General features: G+C 58.0%; 20 protein-coding genes and 1 tRNA gene. 14 read left to right on the top strand and 7 right to left on the bottom strand.

Translation table 11 applies throughout. The features are described 5' to 3' along the window. Positions 1–2 precede the first annotated feature (2 nt). The 6 genes from HQL76_00615 to HQL76_00590 all read left to right on the top strand — a co-directional run bounded on the left by HQL76_00615 (position 3) and on the right by HQL76_00590 (position 6,170). Positions 3–287 carry a DUF503 domain-containing protein gene (locus HQL76_00615; GenBank protein ID MBF0107663.1) on the top strand — a complete coding sequence of 95 codons (285 nt, stop codon included), beginning with the start codon at positions 3–5 and terminating at the stop codon, positions 285–287. Further along, entirely contained in the window at positions 287–679 is a 393-nt protein-coding gene (gene rbfA, locus HQL76_00610; GenBank protein MBF0107662.1) for a 30S ribosome-binding factor RbfA, read from the top strand. Before HQL76_00615 ends, rbfA begins: the two co-directional genes overlap by 1 nt. 12 nt (positions 680–691) lie before the next feature. Next, a complete protein-coding gene (gene truB / locus HQL76_00605) occupies positions 692–1,624 on the top strand; it encodes a tRNA pseudouridine(55) synthase TruB (GenBank protein MBF0107661.1) in 933 nt (310 codons plus the stop codon). Between the two features lie 58 nt (positions 1,625–1,682). Then, positions 1,683–1,952 carry a 30S ribosomal protein S15 gene (rpsO, locus tag HQL76_00600; protein ID MBF0107660.1) on the top strand — a complete coding sequence of 90 codons (270 nt, stop codon included), beginning with the start codon at positions 1,683–1,685 and terminating at the stop codon, positions 1,950–1,952. Positions 1,953–2,004: 52 nt separating this feature from the next. Further along, entirely contained in the window at positions 2,005–4,089 is a 2,085-nt protein-coding gene (gene pnp, locus HQL76_00595; protein MBF0107659.1) for a polyribonucleotide nucleotidyltransferase, read from the top strand. A gap of 158 nt (positions 4,090–4,247) precedes the next feature. After that, positions 4,248–6,170 carry a tetratricopeptide repeat protein gene (locus HQL76_00590; GenBank protein ID MBF0107658.1) on the top strand — a complete coding sequence of 641 codons (1,923 nt, stop codon included), beginning with the start codon at positions 4,248–4,250 and terminating at the stop codon, positions 6,168–6,170. 445 nt (positions 6,171–6,615) lie between these two features. On the opposite strand, the gene HQL76_00585 is transcribed toward HQL76_00590, so the two are convergent. The 6 genes from HQL76_00585 to HQL76_00560 all read right to left on the bottom strand — a co-directional run bounded on the left by HQL76_00585 (position 6,616) and on the right by HQL76_00560 (position 12,437). Beyond that, positions 6,616–8,382: a hypothetical protein gene (locus HQL76_00585; GenBank protein ID MBF0107657.1), complete on the bottom strand. Its 1,767-nt coding sequence runs from the start codon at positions 8,380–8,382 to the stop codon at positions 6,616–6,618. Between the two features lie 16 nt (positions 8,383–8,398). Then, positions 8,399–8,779 (bottom strand): aspartate 1-decarboxylase, encoded by a 381-nt coding sequence (locus HQL76_00580; protein MBF0107656.1) that lies wholly within the window; start codon positions 8,777–8,779, stop codon positions 8,399–8,401. A 25-nt stretch (positions 8,780–8,804) separates the two neighbouring features. Further along, positions 8,805–9,656: a pantoate--beta-alanine ligase gene (locus HQL76_00575; protein MBF0107655.1), complete on the bottom strand. Its 852-nt coding sequence runs from the start codon at positions 9,654–9,656 to the stop codon at positions 8,805–8,807. A 63-nt stretch (positions 9,657–9,719) separates the two neighbouring features. After that, positions 9,720–10,523, bottom strand: coding sequence for a 3-methyl-2-oxobutanoate hydroxymethyltransferase (panB, locus tag HQL76_00570; GenBank protein MBF0107654.1), 804 nt, complete (start codon positions 10,521–10,523; stop codon positions 9,720–9,722). 303 nt (positions 10,524–10,826) lie between these two features. Next, positions 10,827–11,534, bottom strand: a complete 708-nt coding sequence (gene folK, locus HQL76_00565; protein MBF0107653.1) for a 2-amino-4-hydroxy-6-hydroxymethyldihydropteridine diphosphokinase — start codon at positions 11,532–11,534, stop codon at positions 10,827–10,829. A gap of 9 nt (positions 11,535–11,543) precedes the next feature. Then, entirely contained in the window at positions 11,544–12,437 is an 894-nt protein-coding gene (locus tag HQL76_00560; protein MBF0107652.1) for a D-alanyl-D-alanine carboxypeptidase family protein, read from the bottom strand. A gap of 369 nt (positions 12,438–12,806) precedes the next feature. On the opposite strand from HQL76_00560, the gene HQL76_00555 reads away from it, so the two are divergent. From HQL76_00555 to dapE, 4 genes are all read left to right on the top strand, one after another. Then, on the top strand, positions 12,807–13,802 hold the full coding sequence (locus HQL76_00555; protein MBF0107651.1) for a succinylglutamate desuccinylase/aspartoacylase family protein: 996 nt from the start codon (positions 12,807–12,809) through the stop codon (positions 13,800–13,802). Beyond that, complete coding sequence (locus tag HQL76_00550) at positions 13,799–14,995, top strand: succinyldiaminopimelate transaminase (protein ID MBF0107650.1); 1,197 nt, start codon at positions 13,799–13,801, stop codon at positions 14,993–14,995. The genes HQL76_00555 and HQL76_00550 overlap by 4 nt, the downstream gene beginning before the upstream one ends. A gap of 104 nt (positions 14,996–15,099) precedes the next feature. Next, complete coding sequence (dapD, locus tag HQL76_00545; protein ID MBF0107649.1) at positions 15,100–15,951, top strand: 2,3,4,5-tetrahydropyridine-2,6-dicarboxylate N-succinyltransferase; 852 nt, start codon at positions 15,100–15,102, stop codon at positions 15,949–15,951. Between the two features lie 172 nt (positions 15,952–16,123). Then, positions 16,124–17,341 carry a succinyl-diaminopimelate desuccinylase gene (gene dapE, locus HQL76_00540; protein ID MBF0107648.1) on the top strand — a complete coding sequence of 406 codons (1,218 nt, stop codon included), beginning with the start codon at positions 16,124–16,126 and terminating at the stop codon, positions 17,339–17,341. Positions 17,342–17,356: 15 nt separating this feature from the next. Here the strand turns inward: dapE and HQL76_00535 are convergent. Then, positions 17,357–17,430 (bottom strand) — tRNA-Gly (locus HQL76_00535). A gap of 176 nt (positions 17,431–17,606) precedes the next feature. On the opposite strand from HQL76_00535, the gene HQL76_00530 reads away from it, so the two are divergent. The 4 genes from HQL76_00530 to HQL76_00515 all read left to right on the top strand — a co-directional run bounded on the left by HQL76_00530 (position 17,607) and on the right by HQL76_00515 (position 20,312). After that, positions 17,607–17,870, top strand: coding sequence for an RND transporter (locus tag HQL76_00530; protein MBF0107647.1), 264 nt, complete (start codon positions 17,607–17,609; stop codon positions 17,868–17,870). Beyond that, on the top strand, positions 17,867–18,412 hold the full coding sequence (locus HQL76_00525; protein MBF0107646.1) for a shikimate kinase: 546 nt from the start codon (positions 17,867–17,869) through the stop codon (positions 18,410–18,412). The genes HQL76_00530 and HQL76_00525 overlap by 4 nt, the downstream gene beginning before the upstream one ends. Before the next feature lie 170 nt (positions 18,413–18,582). Then, entirely contained in the window at positions 18,583–19,857 is a 1,275-nt protein-coding gene (locus HQL76_00520) for a diguanylate cyclase (protein ID MBF0107645.1), read from the top strand. Positions 19,858–20,009: 152 nt separating this feature from the next. Beyond that, on the top strand, positions 20,010–20,312 hold the full coding sequence (locus tag HQL76_00515) for a hypothetical protein (GenBank protein MBF0107644.1): 303 nt from the start codon (positions 20,010–20,012) through the stop codon (positions 20,310–20,312). The last annotated feature ends 23 nt before the right edge of the window (positions 20,313–20,335 follow it).

Below are 20,335 nucleotides of genomic sequence, written 5' to 3'. Positions count from 1 at the left end.
TCATGACCCGGATCGGTCTGTTGGAGATTCGCCTGGGGCTTCATGGGATTGGTTCGCTCAAGGAAAAACGGGGTGTCCTCAAGGGGCTTATCGAACGGACGCGCAACCGTTTTCATGTGGCGGTGGCGGAGGTGGGATCCCAGGATGTCTGGGGGACGGCCGATCTGGGGGTGGCGGCGGTGAGCGCCGATGCCGTCTGGTTGCAGGGGTTGCTTGACAAGATCGTCCAGTTTATCGATACCGAAGGGAAGGCCGTGATCGTCGATTACCGTGTGGAGATTCTCTGATGGGGGTTCGGACCCAAAAGGTGGCGGGGCAGATTCAACGGGAAATCGCCGAGATGCTTCTCCGGGGGGAGATTCATGGCGCCTGCGCCGAAGGGATTCCTGGCGAGGATGGTGTTCCAGCCCGGCGGGAGGGGATCATCTCGGTGACCGGAGTGACGGTCAGTGGCGATCTGATGGTGGCGACGGTATACATCACCGCCTATGGACACGGGGTGTCCCAGGGGATCCAGGCGTTGCAACGGGCTTCCGGGTACATCCGGGGGCAGTTGGGAAAACGAATGCGGATGCGGCGGGTTCCGGAACTTCGTTTCAAGGAGGATACCTCCCTGGAATATGGCAACCGGATCGGTAAATTGTTGGGATCACTTGCAATTCCGACCGCTGGCGAGTAAGGAGAATTGTTGATGGGGCGTGGAGGCAATCGCCGCGGCAAGGCGATCCATGGATGGCTGGCCATTCTCAAGGAACGGGGAATGACCTCGACCCGGGTGGTGGAACGGGTGCGGCGGATTACCCAGGCTGCCAAGGCGGGACACGGGGGAACCCTCGACCCATTTTCGGAGGGGTTGCTGCCGGTGGCCCTCGGCGAGGCGACCAAAACGCTGGTTCATGTCCTGGAAGGGGAAAAAAGTTATCGATGCTGGGTCGCCTTTGGTCGGGAAACCGATACCTGCGATCCGACCGGACGGGTGGTTCGCGAGGGGGGGGGCGTTCCCGAACCTGCCGCGGTTGTCCAGGCCCTGGGACGGTTTCTTGGCGAAATCGATCAGGTGCCGCCTCTTTTTTCCGCCATTCATGTCGATGGTGAACGGGCCTATGAGAAAGCACGCCGCGGTGAGGTCTTCGAACTCGAACCCCGAAAGATCGTGATTCACGATATCCGGCTGGAGGGGATGGAGGGGGCGATCGCCTGCATCGCCGTTCGCAGCGGCAAGGGGGCCTACATGAGGGCGCTGGCGCGTGATCTGGGAAACGTCCTGGGTTGCCCGGCCCATCTGGATCGATTGTTGCGGACACGGACCCTTGGGTTCTCTTTGGAGGAGGGGGTCCCGTTGGAACGGCTGGAGGCACTGGTTGCCGAGGGTCGTTTCAAGGAAGTGTTGTATCCCATGGATCGCGTGCTGGACGACATCCCGGCACTGCGTCTGCGGGTCGATGCCTGGCACAAGGTCAAGAATGGTCAGGCGGTTTGGCTTGATGCTGAAGGTTGTGACACGGGGACTGTCCGTCTGTTGGATCCCGAGGGCCGTTTTGCGGCCATCGGCGAATTGGCGGGGGGAACCGGGGCCGATCATCGGCGGTTGTGCAAGCTCAGACGGCTGTTCCATTCTCCCTGACACCGGGCGAACGTTGAACAATTTCAATCGTGAACTTTTTCCTGCAAGGAGATGACCGATGTCGATGACCCCGGAAAGAAAACAACAGTTAATCAAGGATTTTGCCATCAAGGAGAAGGATACCGGTTCTCCGGAGGTGCAGGTGGCGCTGTTGACGGAACGAATCAACAATCTGACGGAACATCTGCGGATCAATGTGAAAGACCACCATTCACGGCGCGGTCTGCTGAAGATGGTGGGTTTGAGAAGAAGGTTGCTGGCCTATGTGCAACGCAAGGACAAGGGACGGTATCAGGAACTGATCCAGAGGCTCAATCTGCGTAAATGATTGGGAGCCGGCGTCGGCACGGGATGCCGATGAAGCGAGAAAAGAGAGCTCAATGTTCAAAATACATAAGAAATCAGTCCAATTTGGACGCAAAACCTTGACGATGGAAACGGGGCGTATTGCCCGGCAGGCGGATGGCGCGGTACTGGTGACGATGGGGGAGACCATCGTCCTGGTGACGGCGGTCGCCGACAAGGAACCGAGGCCGGGGATGGACTTTTTTCCCCTGGGGGTGCATTACCAGGAGAAATCGTGGGCGGCGGGGCGGATACCCGGGGGGTTCATCAAGAGAGAGACCCGCCCTTCGGAAAAGGAAATATTGACCTCGCGTCTGATCGATCGTCCGCTCAGGCCGTTGTTTCCGAAGGGGTATACCCTGGATACCCAGGTTGTGGCCACGGTGATTTCCTATGATGGTGAAAATTCGTCGGACATTGTGGCGATGATTGGCGCCTCGGCGGCGTTGGCGATTTCGGGGTTGCCATTCGACGGGCCGGTGGGCGGGGCGCGGGTCGGGATGATCGACGGGCAGTTCGTGGTCAATCCCTCGCCCGAGGAGATGAAGACGAGCCGTCTGGATCTGGTGGTGGCGGGGACGGCGGACGCGGTGACCATGGTCGAGTCGGAGGTCGATTTTCTCACCGAACAGCAGATGCTCGACGCGGTCATGCTGGGGTTCGAGGCCTATCAGCCGGTGGTGGCGGCGATTCGCGAGTTGGCTGCGGAATGTGGCAAGCCGCGGATGCAGGTCGAGGAACCGAAGGTTGATCCGGTGTTGCAGGAGGAGGTTCGGTCGCGTTTTCTCGGAGAGATCCGGGGGGCCTACGAACAGACCGACAAGATGGAGCGGCAGAATGTCCTGGCGGCGCTTAAGAAGGTGGCGGTCGATGTTTGTGGCGGTCCCGAGAAGTCTCAGGCCAATGATGTGCGCAACATAGTGAAGAAAATGGAATCGGAGGTGATCCGGTCGCGGATTCTTTCGGAAGGGCGGCGCATCGATGGCCGGTCGTTGACCCAGGTGCGGCGGATTGCCTGCGAGGTGGGGATTTTGCCGCGGGTCCATGGGACGGCCTTGTTCACGCGCGGAGAGACTCAGGCCCTGGCGGCGGTCACCTTGGGTTCGGGGCGGGATGAGCAGATCGTGGAAACCCTGGATGGGGAATTTCGCGATGGTTTCTATCTGAACTACACGTTTCCCCCTTACAGTGTCGGCGAGACCGGACGCATGGGTGCTCCGGGACGGCGGGAGATCGGTCATGGCAAGTTGGCGACGCGGGCCATCAGTGCCATTCTTCCCGACAAGGAGACTTTTCCCTATACGATCCGGGTCACCTCCGAAATCACCGAATCCAATGGTTCTTCGTCGATGGCGACGGTTTGCGGTTCGGTGTTGGCGATGATGGATGCCGGGGTTCCCCTGAAGGCGCCGGTGGCGGGGATTGCCATGGGGTTGGTGAAGGAAGGGGATCGGTTTGCGGTATTGTCCGACATCATTGGCGACGAGGATCATTTCGGCGACATGGATTTCAAGGTCGCGGGCAATGCCGAGGGGATCACCGCCTTGCAGATGGACATCAAGATCACCGGGATCAATCGGGAGATCATGGAGGTCGCCTTGCGTCAGGCGCGTGATGGTCGGTTGCACATCCTGGAGGAGATGAAGAAGGGAATTTCCGAGAGTCGGAGCGAATTGTCCAAATATGCCCCGCGGATTTTCACCATCAAGATCAATCCCGACAAGATTCGTGATGTCATCGGCAGCGGCGGAAAGGTGATTCGCGGCATCACCGAGGAGACGGGATGTCAGATCGACATCGAGGATGATGGCAGCATTGCCATTTCCGCGGTCAATGGCGAGAGTGCTGCCATGGCCGAATCGATCATCAAGCGGATTGTGTCCGATGTCGAGACGGGGCAGATCTATGAGGGCAAGGTGGTTCGGGTGACTGATTTCGGTGCTTTCGTCAACATTCTTCCCAACAAGGATGGTTTGGTTCATATTTCCCAGTTGTCCAACAAGCGGGTGGCCAAGGTGACCGATGTGGTCAAGGAAGGGGATGTGGTCAAGGTCAAGGTATTGGACATCGATCGTCAGGGGCGGATCAAGTTGACGATGAAAGAAGTTGCCGACGCCTGAGTGGGTGAAGAAAATCTATTGTGGATGGGTCTGGGAAGGGGCTGGCCCCTTCCCAGTGGGGTCTGGGGCAACGCCCCAGGCTTTTGTTTTGTTGGTAGCGATTCGGGTCCTCTCCGTGTTCAAGGTTATTGAAAAAAAAGAGGGGTCTGGTTTTTTTGATGCGCCGCTCATTGAAACGACAGCGAAAAAAAAATTGCCATACCGAAGCATTGCTTGAGTCGGCGTTCAAGACCCACCGGCAAGGCAATCTTGATCAGGCGGAAATCCTCTACCGGTCTCTTCTCGACATCGATCCGCGAAATCCCCAGGCGCTTCATCTTTCGGGCATGCTTGCCAGTGAACGAGGCCAACATGAGTTGGCTCTGGAGCGCATTGGTTTGGCACTCACCCTCAAACCTGATTTCCCCGAAGCCTGCAACAATCTGGGTCATCTTTTGACACTCCAGGGTCGGTGGAGCGAAGCGGCATCCTGGTTTCAAAAAGCGATTGTCTTCAAACCTGATTTTGTCGCGGCCCATTACAATCTGGGGAATGTGCGGAAGGAATCGGGTCAATGGGATGCCGCCCTGGCGAGTTATGCCCAGGCATTGAGAATCCAGCCCGATTTTGCCGAGGCTTGTCTTAATTCGGGCAGCGTCTGTCATTTTTGTGGTGCGTTTGACGAAGCCCGCAACTGGTATCAGAAAGCGCTGACGCTTCGTCCGGAGTATCCCGAGGCGTGGATCAATCTGGGATTGGTTCTTCAGAGCCAGGGTCATGGGGCGCTGGCCATCGAACACTATCGTCAGGCCCTTGTCCTTCGTCCCAATGATCCAGAGGCGTTGTCCCGCTGGGGCATTGCCTTGCAGGATATGGGCAGTCTGGAGGAGGCAATCGAGAAATACCGTGAGGCGCTCTCCTTGCGTCCCGATTATCCCGAAGCCCTTTCCCATCTGGGGGGAGCGCTTGTGGATCTGGATTGTCTGTCGGAGGCGATGGTTTGTCTTGAACGATCATTGGCATTGCGTCCCCGTTTTGCGCCGGCTTTGTGTAATCTGGGGAGCGTCCATCACAAATTGGGCGCATGGGATCAGGCACGGACCTGTTTTGCCAAGGCCAGGGAAATCGATCCTGGATTTGCCGAGGCCCGTTTTGGTGAAGGGCTTGTTCAACTGCTCCGGGGAGATTATTCCGCCGGATGGAGCAATTATGAATGGCGTTGGAAAACCAGGGGATTCAAGCCTCATGGTCACCGGCAACCTTTGTGGCAGGGTGAACCGCTTTTGGGGCGCACGGTTCTGGTTCATTGTGAACAGGGGTTTGGGGACAGCATTCAGTGGATTCGTTTCGTTCCGGCGTTGAAAAATCTTGGAGCGGACCGGGTGATTTTGTATGGGCCTTCTGCTCTGGAGCGGCTTTTTTCGCGGCACACGGGGATCGATTTGTTTGTGACCCGCGCCGAATTGATTCCTCCGTGTGATTTTCAGGTTCCGTTGATGAGTCTTACCCATCGGTTGGCGATTATCGGCGAAACCATACCTGTCACTGTTCCTTATCTTGAGGTTGATCGGGAGCGGATGTGTTTTTGGCGCCGACGACTGGCCGAGTGGCCATCGCGTTTGAAGGTTGGTTTGACCTGGCGTGGCAATCCCCGCTTCAAGAATGATCGCAATCGTTCCATGGATGTCGCTTTTTTGGAGCCGCTTCTGGCGGTCGAGGGGTCTTTTTTTGTCGGTTTGCAGAAGGATCGGACTGAAGCGGAGATCGACGTTCTTTCCCGGGCGGGCAATTTTATTGATGTTGGCGGGATGTTGGGTGACTTTGCCGATACGGCGGCGATTGTTGCCGCGCTGGATGTGGTCATTACGGTGGATACTGCGGTATTGCATTTGGCGGGGGCCCTGGGGTGTCCGACGTGGGGTTTGATTCCGTGCGTTCCTGATTGGCGTTGGTTGTTGGATCGGACCGACACCCCCTGGTATCCCACGGTTCGTTTGTTTCGACAGCCCTGGCCGGGGGCATGGATACAGACCATCGACGAGGTTGGGCGCTGCCTTGGGCAGGAAAAGCCGAGACGAAATGAACAGACAGAACCGGGATGAGATTCTTGAAAACTATTGAAAGAAAAAAGGGGTCTGGGGGATTGCCCCCAGGGTTTTGATTTTGGTTTTGACTTTGTTTTTCCACGCGCCATTTCACCCGAAGCAAGATTCCCGCGTGGTTTTTGCGGGAATCTTGCATAGACACGCCCCTTGGCCTGTTTTTCTTCGCGTTTTTTGCGAAGGAAGACAGACCCATTGCGCGTTGTGTTGCCTGGAAACTTGCAATGTGTCCTGGTCTTTTCGCAAAAACCGCGAAAAGACCAGGACCAAGGCGCGCGCCTACGCGGTTTCTCGCGAAAACCACGCGAGAAACCGCTTCGGGTGAAATGGCGCGTGGAAAAACAAAGTCAAAATCAAAACCCTGGGGGCAATCCCCCAGACCCCTTTTTTCTTTCAATAGTTTAATATATATCAGGACCAGAACGGGTGGTCGTTCAGTCTGGGATTATTTTTTCTCCGGCATCCAGATGCGTTTGAACTCCAGGGCTTCGCGCTCGCGTCCGGTTTCAACGAGCAGTCGCACGACCGCCTGTTCCGGAGTCTCGGAGACATACCACGGCCATTCGCGTACCTTTCCCCGAGCGCTTCCGGACAAGACCAATTCCAGATAAAGGGTCAACGCCACCTGGGGTTCTTCATTCATTTCGCGCGCCATGGCGGCCTGCAACCCCAGGATGTCCTCCATCGATTCGCGTACCTTGGACCCCATCGGCAACCGCGACAGAAAACGACGAATACGGCCCGCCTCCGAAAGATCCATTTTTTCGGTAAAACCCAACATCGCCGCCGCCAACGGTTCGGCAATCGTCACCGCCACCGGATCCTTGGCCGGGTCGGGAAGCTCCGCAATCCACGCCTTCGCGTTTACCTCCTCGACCGGGCTGAAATCGGCGGCAAGCACCGCCAACCTCCAGGCGTCCGCCAATTCTCCAGGAACATCCTGCAACAAGGCCCAGGCGTCTTCATACTGATGATTGCGCCAGGCATGCGCCGCATAAAGGACCGCCGCTTCGGGCGAGGTCAGATCGGGGAGAATTTTCTCGGGAGCCAGGACACCGTCGGGTCCGGCCAGTCCCAAAGGTTTGATTCGTTCCGCTTCAAGCAATACTTCAAGCGCCACCTCCCGCTCCAAAACATCCGCCCTGGGATCCTTGAGCAACCGCAACCAACGCAGTCGTTCCCCCTGGGCATCATCGTTGCGCCAGCCGCACGGAGGCCGGGCTGCCGCCCCCTCCATCAGACGGGCATGCAACGCCAGGGTGGCAGGCCCCGGATACTGCTCCAGAAGCTCGTCGAGGATGGTCATTCCCTTGGACCAATCACCCAATAATACGGTCAATTGAGCCACGTCACGTCGCCATTGACGCCGTCGGTCCCAGCCCGAAGGCTCGGGCATCGCCGCCAATGTTTTCAACCAACGCTGGGCATCCTCCTTGCGGTTCTTGTAAAACATGAGCCGACCCATGGCCGCCGCAAGATCGGAATCGGAACGGATCCTCTTGTCGCCCGATTCGGTCATCAAACCCAGCAAAAGTTCCGCCTGATCCAGTTCCCCCGCCCCGAGGACCGAAAGGGCCATCCCTTTTTCCGCCTCCCGCACCTGAAGGTGGCGAGGATGCTCCACAAGAAAACGGGAATAAAGTGTACGTGACTGTTTGTAACCGCCATTGGCCAGATGGACCCGTGCCAGTTGCAGTGACAGCAGTGGATCCTCCCGGAAAAGAAAAGGGGGAAGATTTTCCAGAATCTCCAGGGCATCGCCGAAACGTTCCAGAACCACCAAGGCCCCCGCCTTGATCTGGAGCCACTCCGGATTGCGCAAGGCAGCGCCGGCACTCAAGGCCCATTCGGCAAGAAACAAGGTCAGATGCGGCGTCAAATAGGGATTGAAATGGGTCGAACCCCGTCCGGCCACCTGACGTACCAGGTCGATCGGAGGATAGAATCCAACCCCCTCGGCGCCATAGTCCGGCAAGACCTCCTCCGATACCGACCGCGGTTGAAGTTCCTGATCCGGGTCTTGGACAGACTCCGAGGTTGCATCTCTTCCAGACCGTTCTTCCTGGATCTCCCCAACCTGATCCACCGTCTCGGAGCGTGGCAGCAGAACCGTTCCTCTTCCCGGTTCCACCGCGAGGGTTATCCCCCATGGGGCCCAGGCAAGAACGAACGCCGTCATGCCGACGATCCAACTCCCGAAGGTTTTTCTCACGACCAGTCGAATCCTTTCAGGCCACCTGGGCCGGAATGAGATGTCCGGTGCGCACGATGCGATTGCTGGAATCGACATAAACCAACCTGGGTTCGAACCGGTCCGCATGGGCGTCGCTCATCCAGGCGAAGGCGGCGATGATGAGAAGATCGCCTGGCCGCGCCTTGTGGGCAGCGGCGCCGTTGACGGAGATCATGCCACTGTCGCGTTCTCCACGAATGGCATAGGTTAGAAACCGTTCGCCATTTGTGACATTCCAAAGATGAATCTGTTCATATTCACGGATGCCGGAAGCCTCCATCAGGTGTTCATCGATGGCGCAGGATCCTTCATAGTCCAGATGGGCCTCGGTCACGGTCACCCGGTGCAGCTTGCATTTCAACAAGGAGACTTCCATTACAACCCGGTCCTTTCTTCGATCGTCATGGAGATTGGGACAACAAGATGTTATCGATCAGGCGGGTCGAACCCACCTTGACCGCCGCAAGGATGATTCCATCCGCCGCAACCGTTTTCACCGGCGCCAGATCGGCGGCGGCGCGGACGGAAATGTACTGAATGCGATGAATTCCCGCCTCGATGAAGATGCGGCGGGAAATGTCTTCCAGGCGACACGCTTCCTTTTCTCCCGCGAGGAAGGCGTTTCTGGCGGCCATCAGCCCGGCATGAATCGCGCTGGCGCGTTTGCGGTCCTCCGGACCCAGGTAACGGTTGCGACTGGACATCGCCAAGCCGTCCGCCTCGCGAACCGTGGGTATGCCGACGATTGCGACATCCATGCTCAAGTCACGCACCATCCGCCGGATGAGGGTGAACTGTTGGTAATCCTTGAGGCCAAAAAACGCGGTGTCCGCCTTGACAAGGTTCAACAGAACCGCCACCACCGTCGCCACTCCCTGGAAATGGCCGGGCCGTTCCCGACCGCACAATTCCGACCCCAGGGGTTCCACATCGATCCGGGTCTGGAACCCTTCCGGATAGATGGTGGCGACATCGGGATAGAACAGGGCATGACATCCCGCCTGACGCAACAAGGTCTGATCCTGTTCGGGGAGGCGCGGATAACGGTCGAAATCCTCTCCCGGTCCGAACTGGGTCGGATTGACGAAGATGGAGACGATCGTGCGGTCGGTGCGCTCCAGGCTTTGGCGAACCAGATGAAGATGTCCCGCATGCAATGCCCCCATGGTCGCGACGAAGCCGATGCGACGCCCTGCGGTTCGTTGTTCCCGGGTCCATCCCTTCAGGGATTCGCGGTTGGTCAGAATGACCATGTCGTTTTTGTCCGAATACATCGTGTCCTTCCCGGCGTCGAATTCCATGGAACGGATCGGGGCCTATTCCGAAAAACAGTGGGTGTCATCCGGAAAGGAACGGCTTCGCGCCTCTTCGGCGAATTCCCGGACCGCCTGGCGTATCAGTACATTGCCTTCCATGTATCGTTTGACAAATTTTGGTTTGAAACCATCATACAGTCCCAGGAGGTCATAGATCACCAGAACCTGCCCGTCGCAACCACGACCCGCGCCGATGCCGATGGTGGGAATGGTCAGCCGTTGGCTGATGTTTGCGGCAAGGCTGGCGGGAATCCCTTCCAGGACCACGGCGAACGCCCCCGCCTGTTCCACCGCCAGCGCATCGGCCAATACCCGATTGGCCGCCTCTCCGCGCCCCTGCACCTTGAAACCGCCGAAGGCATGTACCGATTGGGGGGTCAATCCGACATGGCCGAGAACAGGAATGTGACGCGAGGTCAGGGCATGGATGGTTTCCGCCACCACTGTTCCCCCTTCGACCTTGACCGCCTGCGCCCCCGATTCCTTCAGGACGCGAATCGATCCCTCCAGGACCACTTCCGCCGAGCGATGACACAGGCCGAACGGCAGATCGCAGGCGACAAATGCCTTTTTCGATCCCCGTACCACCGCCTGGGTGTGGTAGATCATCTGGTCGAGGGTTACCGGCAGGGTGGTGTCGTGTCCCTGGATCACCATTCCCAGGGAGTCGCCGACCAGCAGTAAATCGACGCCGGCATCGTCCAGGAGTCGGGCGAAGGTGTAGTCGTAGGCAGTCACGCAGACGATGGGACGGCGTTCCGCCTTGAGTCTCGGAAAATCGAGGACTGTCAGTCGCGAGGACATGGAAGACTCCCCGAGATACCGGAGGATGGGGCGCCGCGGCGTCGGGACAGCGCCTGCCGGGGGAACGTCGGATCGGGGACCGAAACAGGGAAAATGCGACGGGCGGGCGCGGGGTCCGGGATCAAACCAGGGCAATGCCTGTCGCCAATCGATGAAGAGAATGAAGTAAACTCGGGATTCATGTCCTTAACAGTCCCGGTCCCACCCATGTGATGTTGGGATCCAGGCCGTCCTGCCTGTTGAAGTCTGAAAACTACCCCTGGGAAAGTGATCGGCGACGGACAGTCCTTTTGAGGATTGTTTTCATCCATGGATTCTGGGGATTCTGGAAGCCTGTCCGACCTTCAAGGTTCTGGATTTCCGGTTTTGGATCACCGCGCCCGATCTGTATCCTGGCGTCGGTGTCACGGGAAACGCCTGCGTTTTCCGGCAGTGGGAGAAATCCATCACCTGTGAGACATCATCGGTTTCCTCAAGCAGCAAGTCAATGATTTTATCAGACAGAGGGTGCTTGAGCCAGGGAGAAATTTCCGCCAGAGGCACGAGGACGAAGCGGCGGTGGGGAATGCCGGGATGGGGCAGGATCAGGCGTGGATGGCGTTGGATGCGCCGACCGTGGAACAGAAGATCCAGGTCCATGGCACGGGGGCCATTTTTCGGTTCGTTGCGACGAGTGCGCCCGAAGCGTCTTTCGAGACATTGCAAAAGGTTCAGCAGTGTCAAGGGGTGGAGGGTGGTGGAAAACAGTGCCACGGCGTTGACGAACCAGGGTTGGTGAAGGAATCCGACCGGTTCGGTCCGATAGAAGGAGGAGACCGCCAGCAGCCGAAGTCGCCGATGTCGTGACAGGGCGGTCAGGACCCGGTGACACTGTCGGAGGGGGTTGCCCTGATTGCTGCCAATGCCGATCCACGCCGGAAAAACGCCGTTTCCGGAAGGGGGGAGGGGTGTCTTGTCATGGCTGGAAGCGGGCGCGATTCTGGGACGCGCGTGGCGGGAGCAGGGGATCATGCGATGCGTTTAGACCCGAGTGCCCACTTTGATATGCCAGGGTTCGAACCGGACGCCAAGCAGGTTGTCGCGTGGATAGCGAAGGGTCAGGTAGCCCAGTTCGCGCAGGGTTCGGTACACCTTGGTCGCGATGAATCGCTCGGTGAAGTTGTAGTGGCCGTAGCCTGCCTGACCCACGTCGAAATCACTGATGCCATGGAACGAGTATCCTGGAGGGGCCAGGGAACGGGACGCCCGGGACAGATTGCCGCCGCTTTCATAGGCTTTGTTCAGGAACAGATAGAATTGCTTGATGACGCTTCGGACACCCGACGTCAGAATGACCTCGGGGCCGAGTATTTTGCGGATGGCTTCGAAGGTTTCCATCGGCTTGCCCCGATAGAGATAATTGCCGCTGTCGGGGACCTTGACCACTTCGCGCAATGGGATGCGGTCGGTCAGGTTTTTCAAGGGTTTCTCGCCATAGAATCCATAGATGGCCGCTTGTTCGTAGAACAGGGTTTCCAGGAAGTTCAACTCGGGGGTGGTGAAGGCGCCGACGCTGGGATAAAGGTTGGCCTGACGCAACGCCTCGTCGAAATCCAGGAGATAGAAGTTGCCATGTCCGACGACCCGTTGCAGACGGACGAACCGTTCCAGTGATGATTTGAGCAATCCCCAGTTGTATTCGTCGAAATACACATCCCCTTCATGGTCTTCATCGAACTGCCGGACCTTTTTCAGGTAATCGGCCAGATCGTCATCCTTCGATTTCGGGCGTGCCAGGGGCAGTGGCAGAGCGCCGTCCGAGGTTGCATCCCCGATGGCGCCACCCACCGCCGCGAGACCGGGTCTGGACACGGTCATGAGGCCCAGTGCCGAACCGGTCACGGTCGCCACCTTGAGAAAATCACGTCTGTTCATTGCCGGACCTTGGGACTTCTGAAGTGAACACACACCGGATCCTTCATTTCATGCGGGGATGATTGACGCCCATCCCCGATCTGAAGTAGAAACGGAAGTTTGAGCATGGTATCCCGAGCCGATCGATACCGGTCATCCCGCTTAATGGCCACCGCTTGGAGGTTCATGTTTGTTACCGGTCTTTCATAGGTTTCAATTCTGGCTTCCCGATACATGCATAAACCGTTCCCAATATCCGACGCAAACCGTTCCCTCCTGTTTTTTGCCACTGGGAGAGGTTGGTGGTTGGTTTCATGCGTGCTTGCCTTGCTGTTGGCGCCGGTATTCAGCCTGCATTCGGCGGGTCCCGGCGATCGGGAATCCCAGGACATGGTGGACGCGGTTCACGAAATCGTCAAGAAGACGGCGGAGGATGCGCTCCAGGCAACGGGTGTCGGCAAACAGGCTCCTCCGGTCATTCCGTTGGCGGTGATGGATTCTCCAGGGGCGGCCCTTCCGGCAAACAGGATGGATGGGTCAACCGGGGGCATCCTCACGATGGAACAGACCTGCGCCAGGATTGGCGAGAAACTGGGCAGCGTCAGTGTTGAGGAATGCCTTTCTCATCGTTTGGGCGTTTCGGGCGGGGTTTCGGTCAATGGCATCCCGATTCTGCTCAAGGAATACCCGCCGCTGCCGGGTCGCGAATCGCGGGCGCGCATTCTGTTGCTCGGGGGGATTCACGGGGATGAATATTCGTCCATCAGCGTTGTCTTCAAATGGATGGAGATTCTCAACCGGTACCATTCGGGGATGTTTCATTGGCGTGTCGCTCCCCTGGTGAACCCCGACGGTCTGTTGCGACCGGTTTCGCAACGGATGAATGCCCACGATGTCGATCTCAACCGCAACTTTCCCACCGCGCCGACGGTCCTGGAATGGATCGAGGCGAGTCGGGATTATTGGATCAACCAGACCCATCGGGACCCGCGGCGCTACCCTGGACCCGGTCCTTTGAGCGAGCCCGAATCGCGTTGGGTCGCGGAGGAAATTGTACGCTTCAAGCCCGACGCGGTTGTTTCCATTCATGCCCCTTACGGTTTGTTGGACTTCGATGGCCCGCCCAACACCCCTCCCGAAAGGTTGGGACGGCTTTATTTGTCGCTGTTGGGAACCTATCCCGGCTCTCTGGGGCGGTATTGCGGGGACAACATCAAGATTCCCATCATCACCATCGAGCTTGAGTATGCCGGAATCATGCCTGAAAAAAAAGAGATTACCGCCATCTGGATGGATCTTGTCAAGTGGTTGACGACCCATGTCCGACGGCGCCTACCCCCTGATGCCTCCTTTTCGAACCGATTGGCAAGGACGCCCCAACGATGAATACCCTGCTCCGTCGATTGCAACCCTATCCTTTTGAAAAGTTGCATACCCTTTTGCAGGAGGTTACTCCGTCACCGCGGCATCGTCCGATCAATCTGTCCATTGGCGAACCGCGACATCCCGTCGCGCCCTGGATCCGGGAAACCATGGAGCGCTCCCTGGACGGCATCAGCCGCTATCCCACGGTCCGTGGCGAGGAGGGGTTGCGACGGGCGGCGGCGGGTTGGCTGGAGCGGCGCTTCGATCTTGGATCCGGGACGGTCGATCCCCAGACCCAGGTTCTTCCGGTCAACGGGACGCGGGAGGCGCTGTTTTCCATTGTCCAGGCGGTCATCGGCCCCGACGCGACCGACGCGGTTGTCCTGATGCCCAATCCTTTCTATCAGATCTACGAGGGGGCGGCCATCATGGCGGGGGCGACGCCGATTCACGTTCCCGCGCTGGAGAAGAACCATTTTCTTCCAGACTATGGCGCCCTTCCCGCCGAACTGCTTGCACGCACGCGACTTCTTTTCCTGTGTTCTCCCGCCAATCCGACCGGCGCCGTCACCCCGGAGGACGAACTGGTCCGCCTGCTCGAACTGGCCGAAACCCACGATTTCATCCTGGCCGCCGACGAGTGTTATTCCGAAATATGGTACCACCGACCGCCTCCGGGATTGTTGCAGGTGGCGCGAAAGACAGGCCGCGATGCCTTTGAGCGTTGTCTGGCGTTTCATTCCCTGTCCAAGCGTTCCAACATGCCGGGGGCCCGTTCGGGCTTCGTGGCGGGCGATGCCCGGATCCTCGACGGCTATTTCAAGCTCAGGACCTACACCGGTTGCGCCACGCCGCCCTTCATCCAGCAGGCGGCCATCGCCGCGTGGAATGATGAATCCCATGTCGCGGAAAACCGCACCCAATACCGCCTCAAGCTGGAAGACGCCCTGGAGATCCTCCAGCCGTCGCTTTCCGTTCAGGCCCCCGAGGCGGGCTTTTATCTTTGGCTCAAGGTCCCCGGGGGTGGTGAATCATTTGCCCGCCACCTTTTTCAGTGGTACAATGTCACTGTATTGCCTGGAACTTATCTGGGCCGGGGAGACGGGACGGAAAATCCGGGTTTCTCCTTCATCCGCGTCGCCATGGTCCAACCTCGTGACGAGAACAGGGAGGGAATTCTGCGCATCGCCGCTGCCGTCGCCGATCTGGCCTGATCGCCACCCGATCCCCCATGCCGTTCCATCCGGAAATCTTCGCGTGGAGACATGATCGTCGATCCCGTGCGGTCATCCATCCAATCTTTCTTGGGAGATTATCCATGAACAACCATCAAGCCATCATCGAAAAAGCCTGGGAAGAGAGAAACGCCCTGGCCGACGATTTTACCGACCAGGTCAGGGATGCGGTGGCGGCCACGCTTGAAGAACTGGATTCGGGCGAACGGCGGATCGCCGAACACAAACCCGACCATCCCCTTGCCAAACATGGATGGATCGTCCATCAATGGCTCAAGAAGGCGGTGCTGCTTTCGTTCAAGATCAACGACAATGTTTGCGTCCCTGGTGGTCCGCAGAATCATTTCGACAAGGTTCCGCTCAAGACCTATGATTGGGATGAGATTCATTTTCGCGAAAAGGGGTTTCGCATGGTCCCCACCGCCACCGTCCGGGCGGGCGCCCATATCGCTCCGGGGGTGGTGCTCATGCCCTCCTTCGTCAACATCGGCGCCTATGTCGATTCGGGAACCATGATCGATACCTGGGCCACGGTAGGCTCGTGTGCCCAGATCGGCAGGAATGTCCATATTTCGGGAGGGACCGGGATCGGCGGTGTTCTGGAGCCGATCCAGGCCAACCCGGTCATCATCGAGGACGACTGTTTCATCGGCGCCCGTGCCGAGGTGGCCGAAGGGGTCATTGTCGGACGGGGGGCGGTTTTGTCGATGGGGGTTTTCCTTGGCGCCTCGACGCGGATCGTCAATCGTGAAACGGGGGAGGTCTTTATGGGATATGTCCCCCCCTATTCGGTCGTCGTTTCAGGCACCATGCCGGGAAAACCCCTGCCGGACGGAAAGCCGGGTCCCAATCTTTATTGTGCCGTCATCGTCAAGACGGTCGATGAACAGACCCGCTCCAAGACGGGCATCAATGATCTTCTGCGCGAATTCTGAGCCGTCCAGGTTTGTTTTCTCCTCCCCGGACGACCTGTCCATGTATCGGAAAAAAGTTTGGCAATAATTTTTGCGGGGGGCCGGGGGGGATCATCCCCCCCGGTGGGGTTTGGGGCAACGCCCCAAGGTTTTGGTTTTTTGCCCGAAGGGCATCATGTTCATGGACGTGAAAATGGTCGATTCCTCTTCATCGGCAACGGTCGAGCTGGCCCGGCGACTCGTTCGCGTCCCCTCGGTCACGCCCGTCGATGACGGCTGCCAGCAAATCCTCATCGACCGGTTGCAGCGGCTTGGATTTACCGTTCATCCCCTGATTTTCGGACAGGTCCACAATTTTTATGCCCGTCTTGGGGAAAAGGGGAAAAACTTCTGCTTTGCGGGACACACCGATGTCACCCCCAGCGGAGAACCCGGCCTTTGGCAAGGTGATCCCTTCGGCGCCGAACATCGTGAGGGGATGATCCTCGGACGGGGGATCTGTGACATGAAGGGGGCGCTCGCCGCCATGGTCACCGCTGTCGAGCGATTTCTACAGGAGCATCCTGGCGTCGTCGAGCGCCACAGCCTTTCATTTCTCGTCACCGGCGACGAGGAGGGACAGGCCATCGACGGTACCGCCCGGGTCCTCGAATGGATGGCGGCGCGGAACGAACGGTTGGATTATTGTCTGGTCGGCGAACCCACAAGCGTCCACCAACTGGGCGACTGCCTGAAGAATGGTCGCCGGGGTTCGGTCAACGGAACCATCGTCGTTCATGGTCTGCAAGGTCATGTTGCCTACCCCCATCTGGCCCGCAATCCCATTCACCAGTGTCTGGCGGTATTCGATGTTCTGGCCCGGCATTCCTTCGATGCGGCGGTCAACCCACATTTTCCTCCGACCTCTTTCCAGTTCACCCGCATCCAGGCGGGAGACGGCGCCACCAATGTCATCCCGGCCCGGCTGACTGCGTGCTTCAACATTCGTTTTTCCACCGAACACACCCCCGAATCTCTCGAAGCCCGGATCCGTTCCCTCCTCGAACCCCTCGACCGGGATCCCGGTCGTTTCGAACTGACCCTTCAGGTTTCTGGACTCCCTTTTCTGACACGGGGCGGACCGCTGCTCGATGCGATCGAGGAGGCCATTCACGAGACCCTCGACCGGATTCCGGAACGTTCCACGGGCGGTGGCACTTCGGATGCCCGGTTCATCTCCCGGTTCTGTCCCCAGACGGTTGAATTTGGCCTCGTGGGGGCCACCATGCACAAGGTCGATGAATCGACCCCCGCCGGAGATCTTGAGACCCTGGCATTGGTTTATCAACGCATTCTTGAAAAAATGCTCCTCACACCATCGGAGCAGGGAAGAAGGACATCCGAAGAGATGGGAAACTGTCTGGTTGGGTAATCGCATGTGACAACTTGGAGCGGGTGAAGGGAATCGAACCCTCGTCTTAAGCTTGGGAAGCTTAGGCCCTACCATTGGACGACACCCGCGGGATTGTGTTTTTCTTTCGGTCGAGACACGCCATTATGTGGCGCAATGGGGGTGTGGGTCAACCATCGTCGCGACCGCTTGCGACAAAATTGCCGAAAAAGGTTTCCCCGAACCCCTGCCTTGGGATAGAAAGGGAGGACTTTCCCATTTACATTTTTCAGCAGCGCCGGATACCATGAACCAAAACAGTCCACCGCCAAGAAAGGAGTCGGTGATCGATCGGATCCCCTGGCTGCCGCTTGTTGTCATCGCCATTTTCATGGGAATCGCTCCGGTCGCTCCGGAACCACATTTGTGGGAAAAAATAAAAATGCTTGTCCATGGCACCTTGACCCGTCCCATCGACATTTTCGATTTTTTCATGCACCTGACGCCGATCGTTCTGGTCATCGTCAAAGGGGTGCGGCAGGTACGTTCGGGAAAGGGTGACACGACGTGAATCTGATCCTGATCGGCATGCGGGGGGCGGGAAAATCCAACCTGTCGCGCCGGCTGTCGTTGTTGACCAAACGACCGGTGATGTCTACCGATGCCCTGATCTCCTATGAACGGGGCGGGGCCACGATCCCGAATATTCTCGCCTCCCTGGGAGGAGACTGGCGGGCGTTTCGCGACCTGGAAGCGGAGGTGGTGCGGAAGGTGGCGGGAATGAATGATGTCATCGTCGATACCGGTGGCGGGGTGGTGATCGATCTGGATGACCAGGGACGTGAAGTCTACAGTCGGCGCAAAATGGACCTTCTCCGGAAAAATGGCAGGGTCTTTTGGCTCGAAGGGGATATTCCGCGTCTGGCTGCCAAGGTTGCCGCCGACCCGCGTCGTCCACCTCTGAGCGCTACCGAAAGCGAGGAGACCATCATGCGCCGCCGTCGCCCTTTTTACGAACGGGCCGCGGACCATGTGATCAATATCGAAGGGATGAGACGGGAAATTCTTGCGGTCCAGATCCGACTTATGGCCGATTTCTGGCCCATGCCCTAGGAAAACGCCAGGGAACAATGCCATTTGTTCATGATCATGGACGGGTCCGGAAGCGGTTGATCACTTCTGGAGGTGTTTGAGGCAAGGATCCAGGATTTTGCCGCGGTTGCCAGGAGTTTGTTTCTGGCAGGGTAACCAAGAGTTCGATTTCAAGGAAATGAGCCGATCCCATGGCAGCCCGTCAGGATTTTCTGTCATCGCTTACCCTTCTTTACGTGGAGGATGATCCGGACATTCGGACTCAGATGGTTCGATTTCTTTCGCGACGGGTGCCCAGGCTTGCGATTGCCGCGAATGGTCGGGAGGGGTTGGACAAATTTCTCGTCCTCGATCCCGACATCGTGGTGACCGACATCATGATGCCGGAGATGGACGGCCTGGTGATGGCCAAGGCCATTCGCGAAAAAAGTCGCGACATTCCCATCGTTGTCATGACGGCGCATAACGACGACGAATATTTCATCCGCTCCATCGATCTGGGGATCGATCGCTATGTCCTCAAGCCGACCAACCCCCGTTTTCTGATCGAGGCGGTGGAAAAATGTGCGCAACTGTTGTTCAGCAACCGTCAGAAGGAGGAGGCCAACCGCTATGTTCGTTTTCTCCTGGATGCCCAGCCCAATCTGCTCATGGTGATCACCGACGGCTGCGTCGAATATGTCAATCAGGCATTTCTCGATTTTCTCGGGTTTTCCTCGATCGAGCATTTCAACGAGGTGGTGGAGAATGCCGGCGATCTGATGTTCACTGCCCAGGGTCAAGGCATCAACGAGGAGGGGCATTGGCTTGATCAACTTCTGCAAACTCCCGAAAAGTTTTCCGTCGTCTATCTCAAGAACCAACGCTCCGAAAACCTGGTCCCCTTTGCCCTCAAGACCAACTCGCTTCCCGAGCAGGATCGGCATCTGTTTTCGTTCATCGACATCACCCATCTTGAAAACGAAAAACGGCAACTGGAAACCCAGGCCTTCACCGATGCCCTGACCGGAGTCTGCAACCGGGCGCGGTTGCAGGGCGTTCTGGAGGCGGAACTGCATCGGGCCCGGCGCCATGATCTTGCCATTTCCATCATTCTTGGGGACATCGATCATTTCAAGAAAATCAATGACACCCATGGCCACCAGGTCGGGGACGACGTGTTGAAGAAGTTTGCCAGGACATTGCGGGAGAACGTCCGGATCGAGGACATCGTGGCCCGGTGGGGGGGAGAGGAGTTCATGATCGTTTCACCCCTCAACGATCTGAATGCCACCTGCAAGCTGGCCGAGAAACTCAGGCGTCTCATCGAGGGGGAGACGTTTGGCCGGGCGGGAAAAGTGACGTGCAGTTTCGGCGTCTCCCAGGCAAGGAGGGAGGATTCGATCCGAACCCTGACGGAGCGCGCCGACCGGGCGTTGTATCAGGCCAAGACCCGGGGAAGAAACCGCGTCGAAAAAGACGGCTGAACGTCTTGAGATGGGTCTGGGATCGATGGGACACTTCCGGGACGTGTCTGCGGACGGTTGCGACGATCCTGGAGCGCATGATCGACCGGGAGCGCAATGTCATGCAGGATCTGAACAAGTTAAAAAACCCTGTTGGACAAGGAGCATGCCCCATGACTACCGCCGAACGCATTTATGTGGAGGTCAAAAGGTTGCCCGAGGCTCTGGCGGACCGGGTGCTGGATTTTGTCCTGTTCCTGGAACAGCGGTATGCGGTGGGGCAAGCGGTCCAGGAAGCGGAGAGGGGACAGGGTGATATTCCCGTTCGCGACACTTGGGTATGGCGTTTCGATCGGGAGCGAGTCAATGCTGGTTCTGCCGCGATGTCTGCCCTTCTGGCCAATCCCTATCCCCCCAAAGGAGATGGCCTGCCCATGAAGCGGGAGGAGATCCATGACCGCGCCTGTCTTCGTTGATACCAACCTGTGGGTCTATGCCC

The organism is Magnetococcales bacterium (assembly GCA_015228815.1).
Lineage (GTDB): Bacteria > Pseudomonadota > Magnetococcia > Magnetococcales > UBA8363 > UBA8363.
This window is presented reverse-complemented; position numbering and strand designations above follow the sequence as displayed.